The organism is Peribacillus faecalis (assembly GCF_014712675.1).
GTDB classification, from domain to species: domain Bacteria; phylum Bacillota; class Bacilli; order Bacillales; family DSM-1321; genus Bacillus_AD; species Bacillus_AD faecalis.
Genome location: NZ_JACXSI010000018.1, coordinates 12,823 through 33,035, shown reverse-complemented (window position 1 = coordinate 33,035; position 20,213 = coordinate 12,823). Strand labels below are relative to the sequence as shown.

Here is a 20,213-nt window from a genome sequence, read left to right as displayed (position 1 = left end):
GAAGAGAACGATAGAAAATTATATAATTTTGATTTTATTTTATTATCGAGATAAAATGACAGATGTTAAAAATTGCTATAAAGAGTTTGGTATAATGAGAACTATCTTTATAAATTTGTGGTATCTAAATATTATTATATTTTAACTATAAAATGCAGTCAGCAAAGACAGGAGGTCATTCACGTGAGTAAAAAAGTAGGATTGGTTCTTGAAGGTGGAGGGATGAGAGGGATTTATACGGTTGGCGTTCTTGATCTGCTGTTGGACTATCAAATACATACAGACTACGTGATCGGAGTTTCGGCAGGAGCTTGTCATGGTATTTCTTATGTATCGAATCAGCGTGGGAGAAGTTTTAAAATCAATACAGGTTATTTGGACGACCCACGCTATTTAAGTTTCAAAAATTATTTGAAAACAAAATCGATTTTTGGAATGGATTTTATTTTTGATGAAATACCGAATAAACTGGATTTGTTTGATTATGACCAGTTCAAATCATCTAATTGCGAATTTGTGGCGGGAGTGACAGATGTCCAAACGGGCAAGCCGGTTTATTTCGGGAAAGAGCATTTTGATAGGGATACAACCATTTTGCGGGCGTCCTCATCAATCCCCGTTTTTGCTCCGATTGTTGAGTATCACGGTGGGAAATATTTAGATGGAGGAACATCTGACCCTATCCCTGTGAGAAAAGCGATGGAGGACGGTTGCGATCAAGTAATTGTCGTATTGACAAGGGATCGAAGCTATGTAAAAAAACCGGAATCATTTCGGATGGTTTATAAACGGGTATTTAAAAAATATCCTGAAATGGTCCGTTTGCTTGATGAACGTCAAAAAATTTATAATGAAACGCTTCGGTACATATGGAAACTGGAGGAAGAAAATAAAGCGATTGTTGTTGCTCCAACACAGCCAATTAATATAAGCCGTTTCGAAAAAAATATTGATGTATTAAAAGGTCTTTACGATCTGGGAATGCGCGATGCTTCTGCACTTTTACCTGTTATCAGCAAAACAATGAATTAAAATGTGTAAAAGATAGTTGAAAAACATATATTAATTAAAATGTTAAACTGTTATTATTAGTATGATTTTATGCTTTTGTAAAATGCAGCAATTATATATTATTTCATGTTAAAACAGGAAAATGTGTTGGAGGAGACATGTAGTGAAAAATAAATATCGTGATGACAGCTATGCATTGCATACGGACTTATATCAAATCAATATGGCTGAAACATATTGGGAAGACGGCATCCATGATAAAAAAGCAGTTTTCGAAGTGTATTTCCGAAAACTGCCGTTCAATAACGGATATGCGATGTTTGCAGGATTAGAAAGAATTATTGATTATTTGAAGAACTTTCATTTTTCCGAGACTGACATCGAGTATTTGAGTGAAATAGGTTATAAGGATGATTTTCTTGATTACCTGAAGGAAATGCGATTTACAGGAACAGTACGGGCGATGCGTGAGGGAGAATTGGTATTCGGCAATGAACCGATGCTCCGTATTGAAGCACCGCTGGCGGAAGCGCAAATTATTGAGACTGCCCTATTAAACATTGTGAACTATCAAACATTGATTGCTACAAAAGCATCCCGCATTAAGCAAGTAATCGGTGATGATGTGGCGATGGAATTCGGTACAAGACGCGCGCAAGAATTTTCTGCAGCTATATGGGGTACGCGTGCGGCATATATCGGCGGTTTTTCAGCGACATCCAATGTGCGCGCAGGGAAGATGTTCGGCATCCCGGTGTCCGGTACGCATGCGCATGCGTTAGTTCAAGCATACCGTGATGAATATACTGCTTTCCATAAATATGCGCGTCGCCATAAAGATTGCGTATTTCTAGTCGATACGTACGATACATTGAAATCAGGTGTGCCGACAGCCATCAAAGTAGCGAAGGAATTAGGTGATTCCATCAATTTCTTAGGCATCCGATTAGACAGCGGAGATTTGGCTTACTTGTCTAAAAAAGCAAGAAAGATGCTGGATGACGCAGGTTTTCCTGATGCTAAAATCATTGCTTCTAATGACCTGGATGAAGAGACAATTCAGCATCTGAAAATGCAAGGAGCTAAAATTGACAGTTGGGGAATTGGAACGAAACTGATTACTTCCTATGATCAGCCGGCTCTAGGCGCTGTCTATAAAATGGTTGCAATTGAAGATGAGAACGGGGAAATGATCGATACAATCAAAATTAGCGGTAATCCGGAAAAGGTAACGACTCCGGGCTTGAAGAAAGTATATCGTATCATCAGCAACTATACCGGCAAAGCAGAAGGCGACTATATTGCTTTGGAAAATGAACAGCCGGAAGAACAGGAATTCCTGAAGATGTTCCACCCGGTTCACACATATTTAGTGAAATTCGTTACAAACTTTAAAGCAATTGATTTACATCATGACATTTTCAAAAACGGTGAGCTTGTATATGAATGTCCGGATTTGAAGGAGATACAGGCATTTGCGAAAGAAAACTTGAACGTGCTTTGGGATGAATATAAGCGTACTTTATATGCGGAAGAATACCCGGTTGATTTGAGCCAAGCGTGTTGGGATAACAAAATGGAGCAAATTAATAAAGTAAAAAACCAATACGAATAATGGAATAAACATATTAATTGAAAGATAGTTTTTAATTGACATTCATTACTTTCATGTTCATAATAAGTAACAATAATATTGAACGTTAACGAAGGAATAGTATTTGGATGATGATGTGAAACAGAGAATGGAGCATATCGCTGGAAGCTCCTTCACATCATGCCAATGAACCTGCCTTCTGAGTCCTATGCAAAACATAGGCGCCTAGCTGAGCGTTAACAGTAGAGTGGAATGCAGAAGATTGCATTCAATGAAGGTGGTACCACGGAAAGATTGCCCTTTTCGTCCTTGTTTTAAGGATGAGAAGGGCTTTTTTACGTTTGAAAAGAAAGTATATAATTTTGAACTTAGTTAGTTGTCTAACCTTATACCTGCCATGCTCGGGCCTAAACTGCCTCGCCCAAGAAACCAAAACCGGGTTTCTCGTGCGATTCATCTTAGTCCTGCCTAGCTGCAGCGGCCAGCCCCTCGAGGTCATAAGCCAAATCACTCCGGAAATTTGTCAATTTCCTGCATGATTCGTCTTATGCAGGTTGGAGGTTCTCAGGACGAGAGTCACAGCGACGAAGATATGCGGACGTAGCGTCCTTAGTCGCTGTTCCTTACTTGCGGGCCGCTTCCGCATTTCGGTTCCCGCATGGCTCCTTTTTCATCGAGGCGAATTCAAGTAGCATATTCATGATGAAAAAGGACCGGTAACGGTTTTTCTTAAAAACAGGAGGAAGCATAATGGAAAAGAAGAGAATTGTCATAAAAATCGGAAGCAGTTCCTTAACAGATGCTAAAGGAGGAATTGATCAAGAAAAGTTCAATGACCATATCGAGGCGATAGCAGCTTTAAGACAATCAGGACATGAAGTAGTTCTCGTTTCTTCTGGTGCAGTCGCGGCAGGCTTTGCGAAATTAGGATATCCGTCAAGACCTGTTACGTTAAAAGGAAAGCAAGCGGCAGCGGCAGTCGGTCAGAGTTTGCTCATTCAATCGTATATGGAAAAACTGAGCAAATTCAATATCATTCCGGCGCAAATTTTATTGACAAGAAACGACTTTTCTAAAAAGGATCGTTATCGCAATGCATATGCGACAATAACAGAACTACTTAGCAGAGGAATACTGCCAATCATCAATGAAAATGATACGGTTTCAGTTGAAGAATTGACATTCGGCGATAACGATATGCTTTCGGCTTTAGTAAGCGGGCTGGTGCACGCTGACCATTTAGTCATTCTAACAGATATAAATGGCTTTTATAGTGAAAATCCGAAGAAAAATCCTAATGCGAAGCGCATCGATTTTATTGAAGAGATTACGGAGGATATGCTTGCGAATGCGGGAGACGCCGGTTCTTCAGTTGGTACGGGAGGCATGTTGTCTAAATTATTGGCTGCCAAAACGGCATTATCTTTAGGTGTTCAAGTGTTTATCGGCAGCGGTAAAGGAAGCGAAAAGCTTAATGTCATTGTAGAAGGAAAAGGTGACGGAACGTACTTAGGCAATGAAAGTATGCGGGCTGTTACGAATAATAAGCAATGGATTGCATTGCATTCTGATGTTTCTGGTAAAATTTATATAGATGAAGGCGCAGAAGAAGCGCTGCTGTTGAATGGAAGCAGCTTGTTGCCTGCTGGTGTATATCGGATAGAAGGTTCTTTTGAAAAAGGTGATGTTGTAGAAGTACACAGTTCACAAGGCTTGCTCGGCAAGGGCGAAGTTTTATGTTCTTCTGATAATCTGCAGCAAATGATGGGGAAAAGAAGTAAGGAACTTAATCAGCAATCATTTATGAAAATAGAAGTGATTCATCGAAATCAATGGGTGAAAGCGGAATAAAGGGAGGAATCGAAAATGAGTGAATTAACGATTAAAGGTAAAGCGGCAAAAGCAGCCAGTTTTGAAATGGTCAGCAAAACAACAAGCGAGAAAAATGAAGCACTTTTGAAAATTGCTGAGCAGTTGATTATCGATCAAGAACAGCTGATTGCAGAAAACAAAAAGGATCTGCAAAAAGGTGAAGAAGCAGGATTGCCGGCTTCGACTTTGGACCGAATCATGCTGAATGAGAAAAGAATTCACGATATGGCCGATGCGTTACGCCTTTTAGTCGATTTAAAGGATCCAATTGGCGAGACACTTGAAACAATTACGAAAGACAATGGACTTGTCATCGAGAAGAAGCGTGTTCCTTTAGGTGTAATCGGGATGATTTACGAAGCCCGTCCAAATGTAACAATTGATGCCGCGACATTGTCTCTGAAAACGGGCAATTGCGTTATTTTGAAAGGCAGCACATCGGCGAAATATTCTAATGAAGCGCTTGTTGCATCCATTCATAGAGCATTAGAGCAAACGACAATTCCAAAAGAGGCTGTACAATTAATCGAAGATACGAGCAGAGAAGCGACAAAAGAACTGTTCCGATTAAATGACTATCTGGATGTGCTGATTCCCCGCGGTGGAAAAAATTTGATTGATACTGTTGTAAGAGAATCAACAGTGCCAGTGCTTGAGACCGGAGCAGGCAATTGCCATCTTTATATTGATAAAACAGCGGAACTTGAAATGGCATTGAAAGTCGCATTGAATGCTAAAACACAGCGTCCTAGCGTATGCAATGCGATCGAAACATTGCTGCTGCAAAAAGATTGGTTCGACAAACATGGAAAAATGATTTTATCTTCATTACATGACGCAGGAGTCGAAATCTATGGCGACTCTTATGTGAATGAAGCAGCTTCATTTGTTTTAGAAGCAACAGAGGAAGATTGGCATACTGAATATGTTGATCTGAAAATCACTGTCGGGGTCGTTAACGATGTAAAAGAAGCAATTTCACATATTAATAAATACGGAACGAAACACTCTGAATCAATTATTACAGAAAGTAAAGAGAATGCCGAATTATTTTTACAGTTAGTTGATGCGGCTGCGGTTTATCACAATGCGTCGACTCGTTTTACAGACGGATTTGAATTCGGATACGGAGCGGAAATCGGCATCAGCACTCAAAAACTTCATGCAAGAGGGCCGATGGGGCTGCAGGCGATGACATCAAGCAAATATTTCATTTACGGAACAGGACAAACAAGAGGTTAAACAAAGTATACGCAATTGCTAAAAATTTTAGGTTTGTCGGGAGTGGTCTTTCATGATATCGGTTGAGAATCTGTCTGTTTTTAGAAATAAAAAGCCGCTTATACAAAAAATCAATTGGCAGATTAATAGCGGAGAGCACTGGTGCATTTTAGGCTTGAACGGATCGGGTAAAACAACTTTGCTTAATATCATCAACGGATATATGTTCCCGTCAGAAGGAAAAGTCGAAGTTTTAGGGAAGAAATTCGGCGAGACAAATTTGCCTGAACTAAGAAAAGAAATCGGTTGGGTGAGCTCATCAATTCAGCAGCAAATTCCGGAAAATGAATCAGTACTTCGAATTGTGTTAAGCGGAAAATTTGCCTCGGTCGGACTTTATGAAGCGGTAGAGGAAGAAGATTTACATCTGGCTGCCCATTATATGAAGCTATTAAAATGCGAGCATCTGCAAAACGAAAGTTACGGAGTTCTCTCTCAAGGGGAGCGACAACGCGCATTGATTGCGCGAGCGCTTATGGCGCAGCCGAAACTTCTGATTTTAGACGAGCCTTGTACAGGTTTGGACATGATTGCTAGAGAAGAATTGCTGCAATTCATTGAAAAACTTGCTCTTGAACCGGCTGGACCGACGCTCATTTTTGTCACACATCATGTTGAGGAAATCTTGCCTTGCTTTTCTCACACATTATTGTTAAGACAGGGAGAGGTATATAATCAAGGTCCTACGAAAGAGCTTTTGACACAATCAGTTTTAACATCATTCTTTGATTGTCCTCTTACGGTGCAAACCGAACAAAATCGTACATGGATTGCGTTAAAAACATAAAATATATGAGAATAAGCTGCCGGGAAGGCAGCTTATTTTGTGTAATATTATTTTTCTACACCTTTAATTTCGATATGATGAGTGCTGCCTATTTCAGCTTTTGGCACGCTAATATAAAGCATACCGTTTTTATTTTCGGCAGTAATGCTTTTTACATTAATGTTGGCAGGCAAAGTAAAAGAACGGTAGAAAGAACCGTAGCTATGTTCAACTATGCGCATTTTATCACCTTTGCCGTTTTTCTCTTCATGTTTTGTTTTTTCGCCCTTAATTGTCATCACGTTTCCATTTAATTCAATGTCGACATCTTTAGGGTCTACACCCGGAACCTCTACTTCAAATAAGTAGGAGTTATCTCTTTCCTCGATATTCATTGCCGGTACAAGCGCTTCTGATTTAAATAAATCACTGCCGGAAGAAAGCGGAGTGTCTTCAAAGAAGTTATCGAACACTTCGTTTAATTCGTTTCTGAATTGTTGTAATGGTAATAGTTCTGAGCTGCTCCAACGATTATTTCTTTTCATAACCAATCAATCCTCCATGATTATATTTTTGGTACGGTTAGTGTATACCCGTCTAATAAAATACAAAACATTTTGTATACTTTTTAGTTCGTCCATTATTCAAAGACGTATTGTTTTCTGAGCACACGGAAGAATTGTTGAATATTAAAGATGAGAACAGCGAAATCATTCCGGATGAAAAGCGGCTGTGCTACGATCTCTACTTTGAAAATGAACGAGATGCATTACGATTGAATTGGATAAGCGGGAAAACCGCTGACTTTCCATTCGATCAGCTTACTCCTTTCGAGAGAACCATCCTCTCCCTTCATGACGATAAAGGATATACATACGAAAAGATTGGCTGCCAATCGGGTTATCATCGAGACACTATTTGGGGCAAGAGAAAGCAAATAAAAAATAAATTGTAGCTGCTATTATAGCGCTCCATTTATTTTTAGAGGGATATCGCTTTCACATTGCCACCATATAATGAATATTGTAAGAAATGGGTTCTACCATTTATATATCAAATAGTAAGGAAAGGTGATTTTGTGAGCACTAGCGATAATAACTCGAAGAAGCGCAAACAGAAGCATCGCCGTCTCAAATCTTCTGAACAGAAGAAAAGGAGTTGCCAATGCGAATCCTGCCGAAATGGAAACAGTGAAGAGTTTTTTATCATCTTGAATAGAACTATTGGAATTCCCGGGCCAGCAGGACCGAGAGGACCCGCTGGAGCAACCGGAGCAACCGGGCCACAAGGACCGGCAGGACCCACCGGAGCAACCGGGCCAGCAGGACCGGCAGGACCCACAGGGGCAACCGGACCAACCGGACCAACCGGACCAACCGGACCAACGGGCGCAGCGGGAGATCCGGGAGCTATAACGGAAGTTGCTATTGGAACAAATGGCGGTATAAGCTTTCCGGTCACGCTCCCTGTTAGCACGGATGAAACGCTGTTAGCTGTTGTGGAAGTTATTGTACCGAATGCAGATGATATCGTCCGTATAACCGCCACAATCAATTCGCAAACATCCAATTCTAGTGTCAGAAGCAGTCCGCTTGTTGGCAATCTGCTTCGCTATGAGATACAGCGGGTCAATCCGAGTACCACAATTGGAACATTTGGCGATACCGATTTTGACGAAATAACTACTACGTTTAACGTTCTCGATCAGCCGGGAGTCGGAACATGGGTCTATACATTACAAGGCTCTCTGCCTTCATCGACAGTTGCAACCTCCTCCGAAGAAATCATAAATTCAGCCGTACTGATAGCGGAAGTCCTAGCGTGAACATTAGTAGGGCAACCAATCAACCTTTATTTTGTATATGTTGCCCTACTAAACTAAAGAAACAGATTCTATTGTAATGTTTCTTTTCTATTTAATCGGAATGTGAGATATAGATATTTTATTGCTCTTCAAATTAATATGCGATATAGTAGTTTTAATTTAGAAATAACACAATTTACAGCAGAAATTGGTAGAAAATAATTGGTTAATGCTTGGAGAATGGATTATTTTGTTGAATGAGGTGTTAAGTATGAAACCAATTATTTTAGGAATATGCTCCGCCTTCTTTTTTGCGTTTACATTTGTCCTGAATTCGGCGATGGAATTGTCAGGGGGGAGTTGGATTTGGAGCGCCTCGTTAAGATACATATTTATGGTTCCGTTTTTACTGATGATTGTCTTGTTGAGGAGCAATTTGCGGCAGCTGCTACAAGAAATGAAGAGCAATCCATTATCGTGGATAGGGTGGAGTTTTGTCGGCTTCGGTTTGTTTTATGCACCTTTATGCTATGCGACGGTATATTCACCCGGATGGCTCATTGCCGGCACTTGGCAAATCACAATTATATCCGGCACGCTATTGGCGCCTTTGTTTTATGAAACAATCCGTACCCATAAAGGTCCGGTCACAGTCAGGGGCACGATACCTATTAAGGGATTACTGATGTCATCCATTATATTGCTCGGCATTTTGCTGATGCAAGTCGAGCATACAAAAAGCATTGCGTTTTCCAATGTATTATTAGGTGTTGTGCCTGTAATCGTCGCTTCTTTTGCTTATCCTTTAGGCAATCGGAAAATGATGCAGCTCACGCAAGGAAGATTGGATGCGTTTCAACGTGTTCTCGGCATGACATTAGCAAGCTTGCCATTTTGGTTTTTACTGTCCGGATACGGTTATTTCACAGTTGGATTGCCGACTGTTGAACAAAGCTTCCAAGCCTTTCTTGTAGCCATCAGCTCAGGGGTTATTGCGACTGTTTTATTTTTCAAGGCGACTGATTTAGTGAGCGGCGATATGCAAAAATTGGCTTCTGTAGAAGCTACGCAATCGATCGAGGTGCTGTTTGCGTTACTGGGAGAAATGATTTTTCTGTCTATCGCTGTTCCGTCAGCTTTATCGTGGCTTGGGATCGTTGTTGTGATCGCAGGAATGACATTGCACAGTTTTGCTTCGTATAAAACAACAGAGTTGATTGCTGATAAGAAAAAAATTGCAGCAAAGTAGAAAGTATATTGGAAGCGTATTTTATCGCATCATAGTAAAATAGCAAGAGAAGACAGTCATGAAAGGTGAAGCAGAATGAATAAAAAAATAGGATTTATCGGTTGCGGCAACATGGGTAGAGCGATGGTCGGTGCTTTAGCGGAAAGTCCCATGATAGAAAACCATCAGATTATGGTATCAACCAAGTCAGAACAGTCATTGAGTGAAATACAAAATATGTGGGATGTTCGCACGACATTAGTCAATCAAGAAGTAGCGACATTTGCAGATATCATTGTTATTGCAGTTAAACCGACAGATCATAAAAAAGTAATTATGGAAATTAAAGATATCATTTCAGAGGAACAAATCATTGTGTTGATTGCAGCAGGAATCACTTTGGAGCAGGCGGATGAATGGTTCGGCAAAGAAGTGAAGCTGGTCAGAACAATGCCGAATACTCCGGTTTTGGTGAATGCCGGCATGTCCGCTATTTGTCCGAATTCACATATAGAAGAAGCAGAGCTGCACGACATTTGCCAAATCTTTAAGGTGTTTGGAGAATATGAGCTGTTGGATGAGAATGATTTCCATGCGTTTATTGCCTTATGCGGCTCATCGCCGGCATACATATTTATGCTGATTGAAGCGATGGCGGATGCAGCTGTGAAGCTTGGATTGCCAAGAGCCAAAGCTTATAAAATGGCGGAGCAAAGCATTTTAGGCTCAGCAAAAATGGCGCTTAATACCGGGTTGCACCCGGCGCAATTGAAAGATATGGTATGTTCGCCGGGCGGATCAACAATCGAGGCAGTTGCCGAGCTTGAGAAGAAAGGATTCCGCTCAGCAATGATTAGTGCAATGGAAGTTTGTGCAGAAAAATCAAAGAGCATGCAGGAAGACTCCAAATAAGTATAAGGGCATTTCGATAAGTCTTATAAGACAGCCGGAATGCCCTTTTCAATAATATTAAGCAAAAAACATGAATACATTTAGAAAAGAGGGGGTGTTGGCTATTCAACGGCAATTGGTACAAAAGAATCTACATGACAGATGCAATCGATTATCCACTCGCCAAAGTGAGGAAGGCAGCTGGCAATTTAATTTTGAAGGACCGATTTTAACTGACTGTTTCATGATAATCGTGCTTCGAAGTTTAAATATGGAAACGGAAATGATAAGAAAACTGTTAAAAAGACTGGTCTCTTTGCAAAATGAGAATGGCAGCTGGAGTATTTACAGCGATGAGAAAAATGGCAATTTATCCGCTACTATACAAGCCTATACAGCAATGCTCATTTCCGACGAATACGACCGGAGTCACAAATCTATGAAAAAAGCAGAAACGTTTATTTCAGCTAATGGAGGATTAAAGAAGGCTCACTTTATGACAAAAATGATTTTAGCTGTAAACGGTCTGTATGCATATCCTTCATATTTTTATTTTCCGATGACGTATTTTTTAATTCCGCCGTTTATTCCGCTGAATATGTATAATTGCAGCAATTATGCGAGAGTTCATATGACTCCGATAATCATCGCTATGAACAAAAAATTTTCCATTAAGCATGATGTCGATACAAGTTTCTATACGCAACAGCCAAATGAGAGTTGGTTTCGGGAAGACCGGGATTACTGGACCAATTATTTTATTGATACGATGAAATCAATTGCTCTTACGCCGCTTCATTTGCACAAGGCCGGCTATAAAAGTGCCGAGAAACTGATGCTTGACCGTATCGAAAAAAACGGCACCTTATATAGCTATGCTTCTGCAAGCTTCTATATGATATATGCATTAATGGCATTAGGTTATGAAAAACAACATCCAATCTTTCAAAAGGCGATAAAAGGAATCCTCGATTATGCCACAGATACGAGAAACGGAATTCATATTCAAAATTCCCCATCTACAGTTTGGGATACGGCTTTGCTCTCTTATGCACTGCAGGAAGCCGGTATGTCCATCAACCATCCGACAATCATTAAAGCTAATCAATATTTATTGCGCAAACAGCAAAGACAAAGAGGGGATTGGATTGTCAATGCGCCGGAAGCGAATGTAGGCGGGTGGGGATTTTCCGACAGCAATCACTACATCCCTGACAATGATGATACCGGTGCGGCTCTGCGTGCACTCAGCAAACAAAGAAAGACACATGAAACCGTAAGAAATGCCTGGAGAAAGGGATTAGCGTATTTACTGGCTATGCAGAACCGTGACGGAGGATGGGGGGCATTTGAAAAAAATGCCTATCATCCGATTTTAGCTTATGTTCCGATTGAAAATGCCAAGGATGCATTAATTGATGATTCAACAGCGGATTTGACAGGAAGGGTACTTGAGTTGCTCGGCAATTATGGTCATTATCGCATAGAAGAACCGATTATAAAAAGGGCGGCCGATTGGCTTATCCATCAGCAGCGAGAAGACGGCAGCTGGTACGGTAAATGGGGCATCTGTTATATTTATGGTACTTGGGCAGCGGTGACTGGTCTTTTGGCAATCGGTTTGAGTAAGGAGCATCCGGCCATTCAAAAAGCGATAAAATGGCTGCAATCCGTACAGCAAAAGGATGGAGGTTGGGGGGAATCGTGCGAGAGTGCAGAACGGGAAAGATATATTCCTTTACGGGTAAGCACTTCAAGCCAAACAGCTTGGGCGTTAGATACGCTGTTAACAGTTCTCGACCCTCGCGAAGAAACGATTCAGAGAGCTGTGCATTTTTTGCTGAATAAAGACGGCAGTAATGATGAAGCAACTTATTATCCTACCGGGCTCGGATTAAGAGGGGGATTTTATATTTATTATGAAAGCTATAATGAGATTTTTCCATTGTTAGCGTTAGGACATTACTTAAAAAAACTCGGGCAAATAGAAGCTTGAACACTAATGGCCTGAAAAGTCGGTTGCTACTGACTTTTCAGGCCATTTATTAATGACGTGACGAACTATTAGAGCGGATACAATGTTCTTCTGTATGCTTGGTGGCATCTGTTATGATTTTGCATGATCCATCTTCTAAAGTGCAATCTTTCTCAGCAACCTGGACAACATTGTAGTTTTCTTTAGAAACACTGTAGTAGTAGGCAATATCCGGTTCGTCCTTGAAGACGACCATATATTGACCCTCACAATAATCGAAGTCATCCAGATTGCTTTTATGCACATAATGAGCCTCTAATAAATCGTCCTCAGAATATCCGTTATTTTGCAAATGAGCGGCCGCTGCTTTATTAATGACATACATATCAAACGGATGCCCATCGCTGATAATAAAAATTCCTGCGACTGGTACTGCTATAACAATAAGAATAACGATACAAATCAGAAAGAGTGCCGGTTTGTTGCTAGTATTCTTTCCCATAATAATCCCCGCCGTTTTTATTATATTTATTGCACTAAAACAGTCCGGGTAAACTCTTTACAGGATTTTTATGTTTATATTAGACTTGTTATTTTTAATCTGTTTAGTTGTTGCAGATTGTTTTTTGATCAAACTTATAGCCTACGTACGCTCTAAGCGATAAAGTAGTGATTGACATTGTTAGAAAAATCAATCCGAGCTGTACAGAAAAAATCATTAGCCCGAAAGAAATGCTCAGCAGCAATAGAGAATAGAAATCAACAATTTTCATACGCTTCTTTGCCATTTTATTAACTCCTCCATTCAAAGTATTTTCCTTATCTCTAACTATAGCAAATAAATATTAACAAATTATTACCGAATTAGAACAATTTAAAGAAAATTTTAAAAAAATCAGAATTAAAGGAAAGCTGTACCCCTAAATGTGATAGGTACAGCCTGCTGAATGGGAGAACTAAAAATTATCCTTGAGAAACATCACTTTTGACAACTGCAATTTCTTCTGGAGTCGCTTGTTGAGCCGGTTTATAATAACCTTTTTCCTTTGCTTTTAAAAACCAAGCATATTGTCTTGCTTCATCTTGATTGCGCATTTGAATGAAAGTCTGGCGCAGCTGTTCGTTTTCAGCCTGACTGATTGCGCTGGCATAAGTCGATAAACTGCTGTTTAAGCATGATAGATAATCGTTTACAATATCTTTTTCTTCCATCAAAAATCCTCCTTTATTGTAAGTAGCCCATTAAGTTTTGTTTACTTGTTCTAGCATCTTGAGCGTCTTTTCGGAACATCTCTGCAATCGTTTGATCCGAACATTGCTGTGCGTAATAATCTAATTTTTTGGCGATTGTGTCATGGGCACCGATCATGTGCCGTAAATTTTGCAATTCGACTTGGTTAATATTTGCCATTAACAAACAACTCCTATCCTAATTACTTCATTCTTACTTTCTGCAAAAAGAGAAAAGATATGAATAAAGAATACATCTTCCACATATTTACATGTTTTAGTTAGTGAATATGCTTTTCATAATGGAAGTAATTTAACCATAGGAGGGGTCCAGCTTTTGTATTGTATGTGAGGGAGCCAGAATGAAGAGATACTTGTATTTTAAAGGTTAAAGAGGAAAGATTTCTTTTTAAGGGCCATTCATGCAAGAAAAAAAGCGTATCCGAACTCAAGATGTCGGATACGCTCTTGTTAATGTATATATTTAGAATTTCTTTTTGAGAATAAGTCTATAGTTTTTACTAGACCGTATCCTGCGAATAAAATGAATGCTGGAATAATAAAGTAACGGTATCTTGTTTGAATTTCTATCAATAAATGTACCAATATATATCCCACAATAAGCAATATATATAAACTATATGGATATTCCTTTTGTTTTTCTATCAATAGGAATACAAAGCCAATTAAAGAGAAAAATATAATAAGCACGTATACAACTTGGTCAGTTTTATTAAGTAGATTCATTAACTCATGGCGATCAATGTTGAAAATAGTATTTGAGTCAACTTCCCCTAAGCTCCAGTATATGGATGCATCATTGCCACCCCACATCGCCCCGAATTTATTAACAAATAATCTAGATAGCTGTGATTTATCTTCCAAACGTTCCATTATTATCTGTTTCGATATTTCATCACGTTCTTCACCTAGAGGTAAAGACATTATTAATTCTGCATCACTAACTGAATAGCCGCCATTTGTTTCATGATTAAAACCTAAAACGAATTTCCAATAAGGGTCGCGATTTTCAAGAGGATAATCTGTCAATCCACCTGCTATAAATGCAGCACTTATTAGTTTTCCAACAAGAATAAAAGTAGCCAAAATACCGATGATATTTTTAGCGGCGCATAATGATTTTTCTTTAACTGAAATCTGATTTTTAGTAAGAATATACAACACGAAATAAATTATTATAGCGATTATAACAACAGGAGCTAGCGGTCTCATAAGATTAGCTAACGCAAGCATAATACCGATATATAACCAAGCGATCCGACTAGTCCGGGAATTTTTAATCAATAAGTAAAATGATAAGTAGAAAATAAATGTCGCGATATGCTGATTAGTCAACACTGATGTATATAAAATATTTGGTATGTAAAGCGCATATAATATGGCACCAATTCTGCCAACAGTTTCATTAAATAGTTGTTTACCGGTAAAGTAAATGCAAACGATTATGCCGAGACTAAATAGTATGTTAAATATTTTTAATGCGAATACACTATGGTTAAAAACGAAAAGGATGACAGCTTGGTAAAATGTAAAACCTAGCTGGTATGTCCAGGTTGTGAAGTATGGACTAGAAGAAAAATCATAAACTCGATTAGTAATGTCCATTGCTGCATTGTACATTACGAGAAAGTCAGACGTGATAGGGGTGTCAACGTTTAAAACCCAAATTAGACGTATAGCAAATGCAACCAAAAGCAAAATAGCCAGAAACCAAATTTGCTTAATTGATTTGCTACATAATTTAGTGATACCCAGTAATAATAAACCTGCAATTATCATCTGAAAAATAGTTACTATGTAATTGTTGGAATTATTATAATATAACGTTTCTGTAGACATGATAAATGCAAAAAAACTAATGATTAATCCTAAAAAGATTAATGACTTTGATAAAAAATTATTAAACATGTTTCCTCCGTATCCATTAAAATTTCATCTAAATATCATTTCTGTATAATTATATACCATCTTTTGGGCTTTGAATACATTAAAAACATACAACATGTTATTGATTAGCTAATGGTTCGTCCAATTCCGTTGCCCACTTGTATCAGAAAAAGTGTTAATGGATTATATTGAACGCTAATTTCCATTTCACCCGATTTTCTGTTCGCGGACTGTTGAAGGTTGAAAACGAAATGGGCTTAGCATTATTGGCCGCGAATTTCCGTAAATTCATGGTCAGTAGCTAAGGATTTATAGAGAAGAACGGAAAAAAAGGGAAATGGACCAGTTCCATTTCCCTTTTTTCGTTATTTGAAGCTAGTTATGTCCAAGCCTCATTTGTTAACTTATATATTTTTTAGAACTTTTTTTTGAGAAATAGTCTACAGTTTTTACTAAACCGTATCCTGCAAATAAAATGAAAGCTGGCATAATAAAATACCGGTATCTCGTTTGGATTTCAATCAAAAAGTGAACCAATATATATCCTACAATAAGCAATATATATAAACTATAAGGATATTCCTTTTGTTTTTTTATCAATAAGAATACAAAACCAATAAAAGAGAATAGCATAATGAGCAAGTATACAATTCGATCTAATTTGTAAAGATTATTCATTAATTCAAGACGATCAATGCTGAATACAGTATCTTTTTCAAGTCCGTCAAGACTCCAAAAAATTGATGAATCATTGCTTCCCCACATCAAAATAAATTTATCTTTGAATAATTGAGGCAACTGCGATTTATCTTCCAAACGTTCCATTATTAACTGTTTCGACAATTCATCTCGTTCTTTTCCTACAGGCAATGGTATTAATTCCACATCGCTTTTTGACCATTGACCGGTTGTTTCGTGATTAAAGCCCACAAGGAACTTCCAGTACGGATCGCGATTTTCAAGAGGGTATTCTGCCAATCCGCCTGCTATAAATGCAGCGCTTATGAGTTTTCCAACAAGAAAATAAACAGCCATAATACCGATAATATTTTTGGCGGCATAAGAAGTTTTTTCTTTAATTGAAATCTGTTTATTGGTCAGATACAACACGAAATAAATAATAATAGCGATTAAAATAACGGGAGCTAATGGTCGCATAAGATTTGCTACTGCAAGCAAAACTCCTATATATAACCAAGCGATGCGACTTGTTTTAGCCTTTGTAACTATTAGATAGAATGATAAATAGAAAAGAAATGTTGCGATATGTTGATTAGTTAACACAGATGTATACAGAATATTTGGCAGGTAAAGTGTATACATAATGGCCCCAATTCTGCCGACAGTTTCATTGAATAGTTGTTTGCCGGTAAAGTAGATGCAAACGATTATGCCGAGACTAAACAGTATGTTAAATATTTTTAATGCCAATAAATTATGGTTAAAAACGAAAAGCACGACTGCTTGGTAAAATGTAAAACCTAGTTGGTATACCCAGGTTGTGAAGTATTGACTCGAAGAAAAATCATATACTCCATTAGTAATGTCAATTGCCGCATTATACATTTCGAGAAAGTCAGAAATTATAGGGGTGTCAACGTTTAGAATCCAAATTAGACGTATGGCGAATGCGACTATAAGCAAACTAAACAAAAACCAAGTTTGTTTGAATGATTTATTGCATAATTTAGTAATTGCCAGTAAAACTAGGCCAGCAATGATTACTAAAAGCAACAAGAGTATGTAATGGTTAGAAAAATCATTAGATATACTTTTTGCAGTTACAATAAAAGTAAAAAAACTAATGATCAATCCGAAAAATATTAAAGTTTTTGATGATACTTTATTAATCATATAACCTCCGAAATTTAATTTTTCACCGAAATTATTTCAGTATTATTATATACTATCTCCATTTGATTGAATACATGAAAAGATGAGTATTTGAATTATATTGTGAAAGATGTTTAAAGTAAAAAAGACTGCCTTTATGGCAGCCTTTGATTATTTTAAATTGTAGTGGAAGGTTGCTTTAATCTTACTTTTCTCATGGAAAATAGATTTGGTTTTTTTATAGTAACTGTTCTCTTTTCTCGTCGCTCCCCGAGATTATTAGCTTATCTGTTTTACTTAACTTGTGCTTATTGCGGAAGTAGTAATCTAAGCACGTATTTTTCAAATCATTGACTTGCACATTCAGTTACTGTATTTACCAGTGTCACATAACATCTTACATGAGCTCTCCTGCTAAAAAGATACTCATTATTGTAAGCAACCGTCCACTTTGTAAAGCTTTGACGAGTTGTTTTATTTCCTCGTCACTTATATATACCCGGTTACACAAACTTTACACATTTATTTTAAATTATTTTAAATTTTTTATGACCAATACCAAGGGGAGTGAGCAGGAAAAGGATGATGACGGTTTGTTAAGTTTTCTTTTTGTTCGCATTCTTTATATGGCCCAATATAGGTCGTTGCTTTAATCGGTGCGACTGCTTGCTTCCACTGGTCTTCATTGATGCAATACGTATGGGACATAATGTTTGCGGGAGTGAATTTTAAAATGTCTGACCCTAAAATCACATCCGGTGTCGACGCATTAAAAATCGCTAACAAGTGAGTATGATCCGAAGAAGCAACTTCATAGTGCCACCAGCCTTGCGGAACATTTGCCACTTGTCCAGGAGTAATCGGGTAATGAAGCATTTGTTTCGTATACGGATTTAACATTGATACCGTCGCGGCTCCTGAAATGCAGTAGACAAGCTCAGCTGCATTTTGGTGATAATGAGGTTCGACAACGTTATTTTTGCTGAGAAAAATATCGAGCAAAGATACATTGTCAAGCGTATTCAATTGTTTAGAACCTAAAATATTTATATAGTTTTGACGGTCTTTTATAAATAAGGGACTTTGATTGACATCAAAGCGGAACTGGGCAGCCGGAGACGTATAGTCCATGTAATCACCTCTAATTATTAGGCATAAATCTATTTACTTATGTTATGCAAGATGATTTTTCTTGTGTGGAAATTATTGTATTTAAACTCCTGGGTATGTAATAATTTGATTATTATGAAAATAAAAGGAGTAATGATAAATGAAGCTGCGCGTTTCTGCTGTTCAATACAAACTGCATGATATTGCGTCTTTTGCTGAATTTGCCCATCAATGCGGGCATTATATAAAAAATGCCCAAGAATATGGAGCTGAATTTGTTTTATTCCCCGAGTTTTTTACAACACAGTTGCTTTCGATCAAAAAAGATGGCAAACCTCTTACCATTAATGAACTTCCGGATTTCACAGACCAATATAAAGAATTATTTACAACGTTCGCTAAAGAAACAAACATACATATTATAGCCGGGACGCATGTCATAAGCAAAGACGGCAAACTTTACAATGTCGCTCATTTATTTTACCCGGATGGTCGCATTGAGGAGCAGGCAAAACTGCATATTACGCCTACAGAGGTTGAGGAATGGAATATGCACGCCGGAGATTACTTGCAGACTTTCGATACCGATAAAGGAAAAATCGCGATTTTGACTTGCTATGATATTGAATTTCCTGAGATTGTGAGAATGGCTAAGGCTGAAGGGGCAGATGTCATTTTCTGTCCGTCTTGTACAGATGACCGTCACGGTTTTCATCGTGTCCGTTATACGAGCCATGCGCGAGCAATCGAAAATCAAGTATATGTCGTATTGACAGGAACAGTCGGTTCTCTGACGAATGTCGATTTTATGCGTGCTAACTTTGGGCAGGCTGCTATCATTACACCGAATGATATTCCATTTCCGCCAAAAGGTTTAATGGCAGAAGGAGAAATTAATGCAGATATGCTCATTACTGCTGACTTGGATTTGACATTGCTTCACGAAGTGAGAGAGAAAGGGTCTGTTACAACATGGCGCGATCGTAGAACAGATTTGTATGTCGATTGGGAAAAATCCGAATAAAAGGGTGGTTTTATGGCATATGAAAGCGAGTTTTATTGTATGAGTGACGGCAAGCCTTTACCTGTTGTTATCCTTAATTATACAGAAGCTGATTTTGAAGAGCTGATAGCCATCCAATCGGAATGCTTTCCGCCACCATTCCCGGAAGAGCTTTGGTGGAATAGGCAACAGCTGTCCAATCATGTCACCTTATTTCCGGAAGGAGCTATTTGTATTGAAGTCGACGGCAAACTAGTGGGATCGATGACTGGTGTATGTGTGCAGTTTGATCCGCTCCATCCGAAACACCGATGGGAAGAAATCACCGATAACGGATATATCGGCAATCACGATTACAATGGCAACACCCTTTATATTGTCGATATTAGTGTGCGGCCGTCTTATCGCAAACTTGGTCTCGGCAAGCTGATGATGCAGACGATGTATCAAACTGTCATCTACCTTGGGCTTGAACGGTTGCTTGGAGGCGGAAGAATTCCCGGATATCATAAAAAAGCGAATGAATTGTCAGTGGAGAAGTATGTCGGGGCTATTATGGACGGAACGATTAAGGATCCGGTCATTAACTTTCTGTTAAGTTGCGGCAGAACGCCGACTACTATTATTGAAAACTATTTGGATGATGAGGAATCTCATCACTACGCCTTATTAATGGAATGGAGAAATCCGTTTAAATAGGAGGAGAA

The 20,213-nt window shown here is 38.5% G+C and carries 20 protein-coding genes; 12 read left to right on the top strand and 8 right to left on the bottom strand.

The features are described from left to right. Positions 1-183 precede the first annotated feature (183 nt). The 5 genes from IEO70_RS08705 (at position 184) to IEO70_RS08685 (ending at position 6,545) form a co-directional block, all read left to right on the top strand. The gene (locus tag IEO70_RS08705) at positions 184-1,032 is read left to right on the top strand and encodes a patatin-like phospholipase family protein (protein ID WP_190997988.1); all 849 of its coding nucleotides are present in this window, start codon (positions 184-186) and stop codon (positions 1,030-1,032) included. Between the two features lie 142 nt (positions 1,033-1,174). After that, positions 1,175-2,626, top strand: coding sequence for a nicotinate phosphoribosyltransferase (locus tag IEO70_RS08700; RefSeq protein ID WP_190997987.1), 1,452 nt, complete (start codon positions 1,175-1,177; stop codon positions 2,624-2,626). A gap of 729 nt (positions 2,627-3,355) precedes the next feature. Then, positions 3,356-4,456, top strand: coding sequence for a glutamate 5-kinase (gene proB / locus IEO70_RS08695; protein WP_190997986.1), 1,101 nt, complete (start codon positions 3,356-3,358; stop codon positions 4,454-4,456). A 15-nt stretch (positions 4,457-4,471) separates the two neighbouring features. Next, the gene (locus IEO70_RS08690; RefSeq protein ID WP_190997985.1) at positions 4,472-5,719 is read left to right on the top strand and encodes a glutamate-5-semialdehyde dehydrogenase; all 1,248 of its coding nucleotides are present in this window, start codon (positions 4,472-4,474) and stop codon (positions 5,717-5,719) included. A gap of 52 nt (positions 5,720-5,771) precedes the next feature. Next, on the top strand, positions 5,772-6,545 hold the full coding sequence (locus tag IEO70_RS08685) for an ABC transporter ATP-binding protein (protein WP_190997984.1): 774 nt from the start codon (positions 5,772-5,774) through the stop codon (positions 6,543-6,545). 47 nt (positions 6,546-6,592) lie between these two features. Here the strand turns inward: IEO70_RS08685 and IEO70_RS08680 are convergent, their stop codons facing one another. Next, the gene (locus IEO70_RS08680) at positions 6,593-7,069 is read right to left on the bottom strand and encodes an Hsp20/alpha crystallin family protein (RefSeq protein ID WP_190997983.1); all 477 of its coding nucleotides are present in this window, start codon (positions 7,067-7,069) and stop codon (positions 6,593-6,595) included. Positions 7,070-7,206: 137 nt separating this feature from the next. On the opposite strand from IEO70_RS08680, the gene IEO70_RS08675 reads away from it, so the two are divergent. The 5 genes from IEO70_RS08675 to IEO70_RS08655 all read left to right on the top strand — a co-directional run bounded on the left by IEO70_RS08675 (position 7,207) and on the right by IEO70_RS08655 (position 12,443). Next, the gene (locus IEO70_RS08675) at positions 7,207-7,479 is read left to right on the top strand and encodes a hypothetical protein (RefSeq protein WP_190997982.1); all 273 of its coding nucleotides are present in this window, start codon (positions 7,207-7,209) and stop codon (positions 7,477-7,479) included. Between the two features lie 255 nt (positions 7,480-7,734). After that, a complete protein-coding gene (locus IEO70_RS08670; RefSeq protein WP_235973556.1) occupies positions 7,735-8,349 on the top strand; it encodes a collagen-like triple helix repeat-containing protein in 615 nt (204 codons plus the stop codon). A gap of 250 nt (positions 8,350-8,599) precedes the next feature. After that, the gene (locus tag IEO70_RS08665; RefSeq protein WP_190997981.1) at positions 8,600-9,577 is read left to right on the top strand and encodes a DMT family transporter; all 978 of its coding nucleotides are present in this window, start codon (positions 8,600-8,602) and stop codon (positions 9,575-9,577) included. 75 nt (positions 9,578-9,652) lie between these two features. Continuing rightward, the gene (gene proC, locus IEO70_RS08660; RefSeq protein WP_190997980.1) at positions 9,653-10,468 is read left to right on the top strand and encodes a pyrroline-5-carboxylate reductase; all 816 of its coding nucleotides are present in this window, start codon (positions 9,653-9,655) and stop codon (positions 10,466-10,468) included. Between the two features lie 94 nt (positions 10,469-10,562). After that, positions 10,563-12,443, top strand: a complete 1,881-nt coding sequence (locus IEO70_RS08655; RefSeq protein ID WP_407948921.1) for a terpene cyclase/mutase family protein — start codon at positions 10,563-10,565, stop codon at positions 12,441-12,443. A 49-nt stretch (positions 12,444-12,492) separates the two neighbouring features. Here the strand turns inward: IEO70_RS08655 and IEO70_RS08650 are convergent, their stop codons facing one another. From IEO70_RS08650 to IEO70_RS08620, 7 genes are all read right to left on the bottom strand, one after another. Then, the gene (locus IEO70_RS08650) at positions 12,493-12,924 is read right to left on the bottom strand and encodes a DUF3139 domain-containing protein (RefSeq protein ID WP_190997978.1); all 432 of its coding nucleotides are present in this window, start codon (positions 12,922-12,924) and stop codon (positions 12,493-12,495) included. Between the two features lie 103 nt (positions 12,925-13,027). Then, positions 13,028-13,210 carry a hypothetical protein gene (locus IEO70_RS08645; protein WP_190997977.1) on the bottom strand — a complete coding sequence of 61 codons (183 nt, stop codon included), beginning with the start codon at positions 13,208-13,210 and terminating at the stop codon, positions 13,028-13,030. A 175-nt stretch (positions 13,211-13,385) separates the two neighbouring features. Then, positions 13,386-13,634 carry a spore coat protein gene (locus IEO70_RS08640; RefSeq protein ID WP_190997976.1) on the bottom strand — a complete coding sequence of 83 codons (249 nt, stop codon included), beginning with the start codon at positions 13,632-13,634 and terminating at the stop codon, positions 13,386-13,388. A gap of 13 nt (positions 13,635-13,647) precedes the next feature. After that, the gene (locus IEO70_RS08635) at positions 13,648-13,833 is read right to left on the bottom strand and encodes a hypothetical protein (protein WP_190997975.1); all 186 of its coding nucleotides are present in this window, start codon (positions 13,831-13,833) and stop codon (positions 13,648-13,650) included. Positions 13,834-14,123: 290 nt separating this feature from the next. Beyond that, positions 14,124-15,581: an ArnT family glycosyltransferase gene (locus IEO70_RS08630; RefSeq protein WP_190997974.1), complete on the bottom strand. Its 1,458-nt coding sequence runs from the start codon at positions 15,579-15,581 to the stop codon at positions 14,124-14,126. Between the two features lie 378 nt (positions 15,582-15,959). Next, a complete protein-coding gene (locus IEO70_RS08625) occupies positions 15,960-17,414 on the bottom strand; it encodes a glycosyltransferase family 39 protein (RefSeq protein WP_190997973.1) in 1,455 nt (484 codons plus the stop codon). A gap of 525 nt (positions 17,415-17,939) precedes the next feature. Beyond that, positions 17,940-18,524, bottom strand: a complete 585-nt coding sequence (locus tag IEO70_RS08620) for a cupin domain-containing protein (RefSeq protein WP_190997972.1) — start codon at positions 18,522-18,524, stop codon at positions 17,940-17,942. 139 nt (positions 18,525-18,663) lie between these two features. Here IEO70_RS08620 and IEO70_RS08615 point away from each other — a divergent pair, with 139 nt between their 5' ends. Continuing rightward, positions 18,664-19,527: a carbon-nitrogen hydrolase family protein gene (locus tag IEO70_RS08615; RefSeq protein ID WP_190997971.1), complete on the top strand. Its 864-nt coding sequence runs from the start codon at positions 18,664-18,666 to the stop codon at positions 19,525-19,527. Positions 19,528-19,539: 12 nt separating this feature from the next. Continuing rightward, positions 19,540-20,205: a GNAT family N-acetyltransferase gene (locus tag IEO70_RS08610; RefSeq protein ID WP_190997970.1), complete on the top strand. Its 666-nt coding sequence runs from the start codon at positions 19,540-19,542 to the stop codon at positions 20,203-20,205. The last annotated feature ends 8 nt before the right edge of the window (positions 20,206-20,213 follow it).

Coding starts and splice junctions, on each gene's coding strand:
- IEO70_RS08635 (WP_190997975.1), bottom strand. CDS start 13,833: ATGGCAAATATTAACCAAGTCGAATTGCAAAATTTACGGCACATGATC.
- proB (WP_190997986.1), top strand. CDS start 3,356: ATGGAAAAGAAGAGAATTGTCATAAAAATCGGAAGCAGTTCCTTAACA.
- IEO70_RS08610 (WP_190997970.1), top strand. CDS start 19,540: ATGGCATATGAAAGCGAGTTTTATTGTATGAGTGACGGCAAGCCTTTA.
- IEO70_RS08620 (WP_190997972.1), bottom strand. CDS start 18,524: ATGGACTATACGTCTCCGGCTGCCCAGTTCCGCTTTGATGTCAATCAA.
- IEO70_RS08625 (WP_190997973.1), bottom strand. CDS start 17,414: ATGATTAATAAAGTATCATCAAAAACTTTAATATTTTTCGGATTGATC.
- proC (WP_190997980.1), top strand. CDS start 9,653: ATGAATAAAAAAATAGGATTTATCGGTTGCGGCAACATGGGTAGAGCG.
- IEO70_RS08650 (WP_190997978.1), bottom strand. CDS start 12,924: ATGGGAAAGAATACTAGCAACAAACCGGCACTCTTTCTGATTTGTATC.
- IEO70_RS08680 (WP_190997983.1), bottom strand. CDS start 7,069: ATGAAAAGAAATAATCGTTGGAGCAGCTCAGAACTATTACCATTACAA.
- IEO70_RS08640 (WP_190997976.1), bottom strand. CDS start 13,634: ATGGAAGAAAAAGATATTGTAAACGATTATCTATCATGCTTAAACAGC.
- IEO70_RS08615 (WP_190997971.1), top strand. CDS start 18,664: ATGAAGCTGCGCGTTTCTGCTGTTCAATACAAACTGCATGATATTGCG.
- IEO70_RS08645 (WP_190997977.1), bottom strand. CDS start 13,210: ATGGCAAAGAAGCGTATGAAAATTGTTGATTTCTATTCTCTATTGCTG.
- IEO70_RS08690 (WP_190997985.1), top strand. CDS start 4,472: ATGAGTGAATTAACGATTAAAGGTAAAGCGGCAAAAGCAGCCAGTTTT.
- IEO70_RS08630 (WP_190997974.1), bottom strand. CDS start 15,581: ATGTTTAATAATTTTTTATCAAAGTCATTAATCTTTTTAGGATTAATC.
- IEO70_RS08685 (WP_190997984.1), top strand. CDS start 5,772: ATGATATCGGTTGAGAATCTGTCTGTTTTTAGAAATAAAAAGCCGCTT.
- IEO70_RS08665 (WP_190997981.1), top strand. CDS start 8,600: ATGAAACCAATTATTTTAGGAATATGCTCCGCCTTCTTTTTTGCGTTT.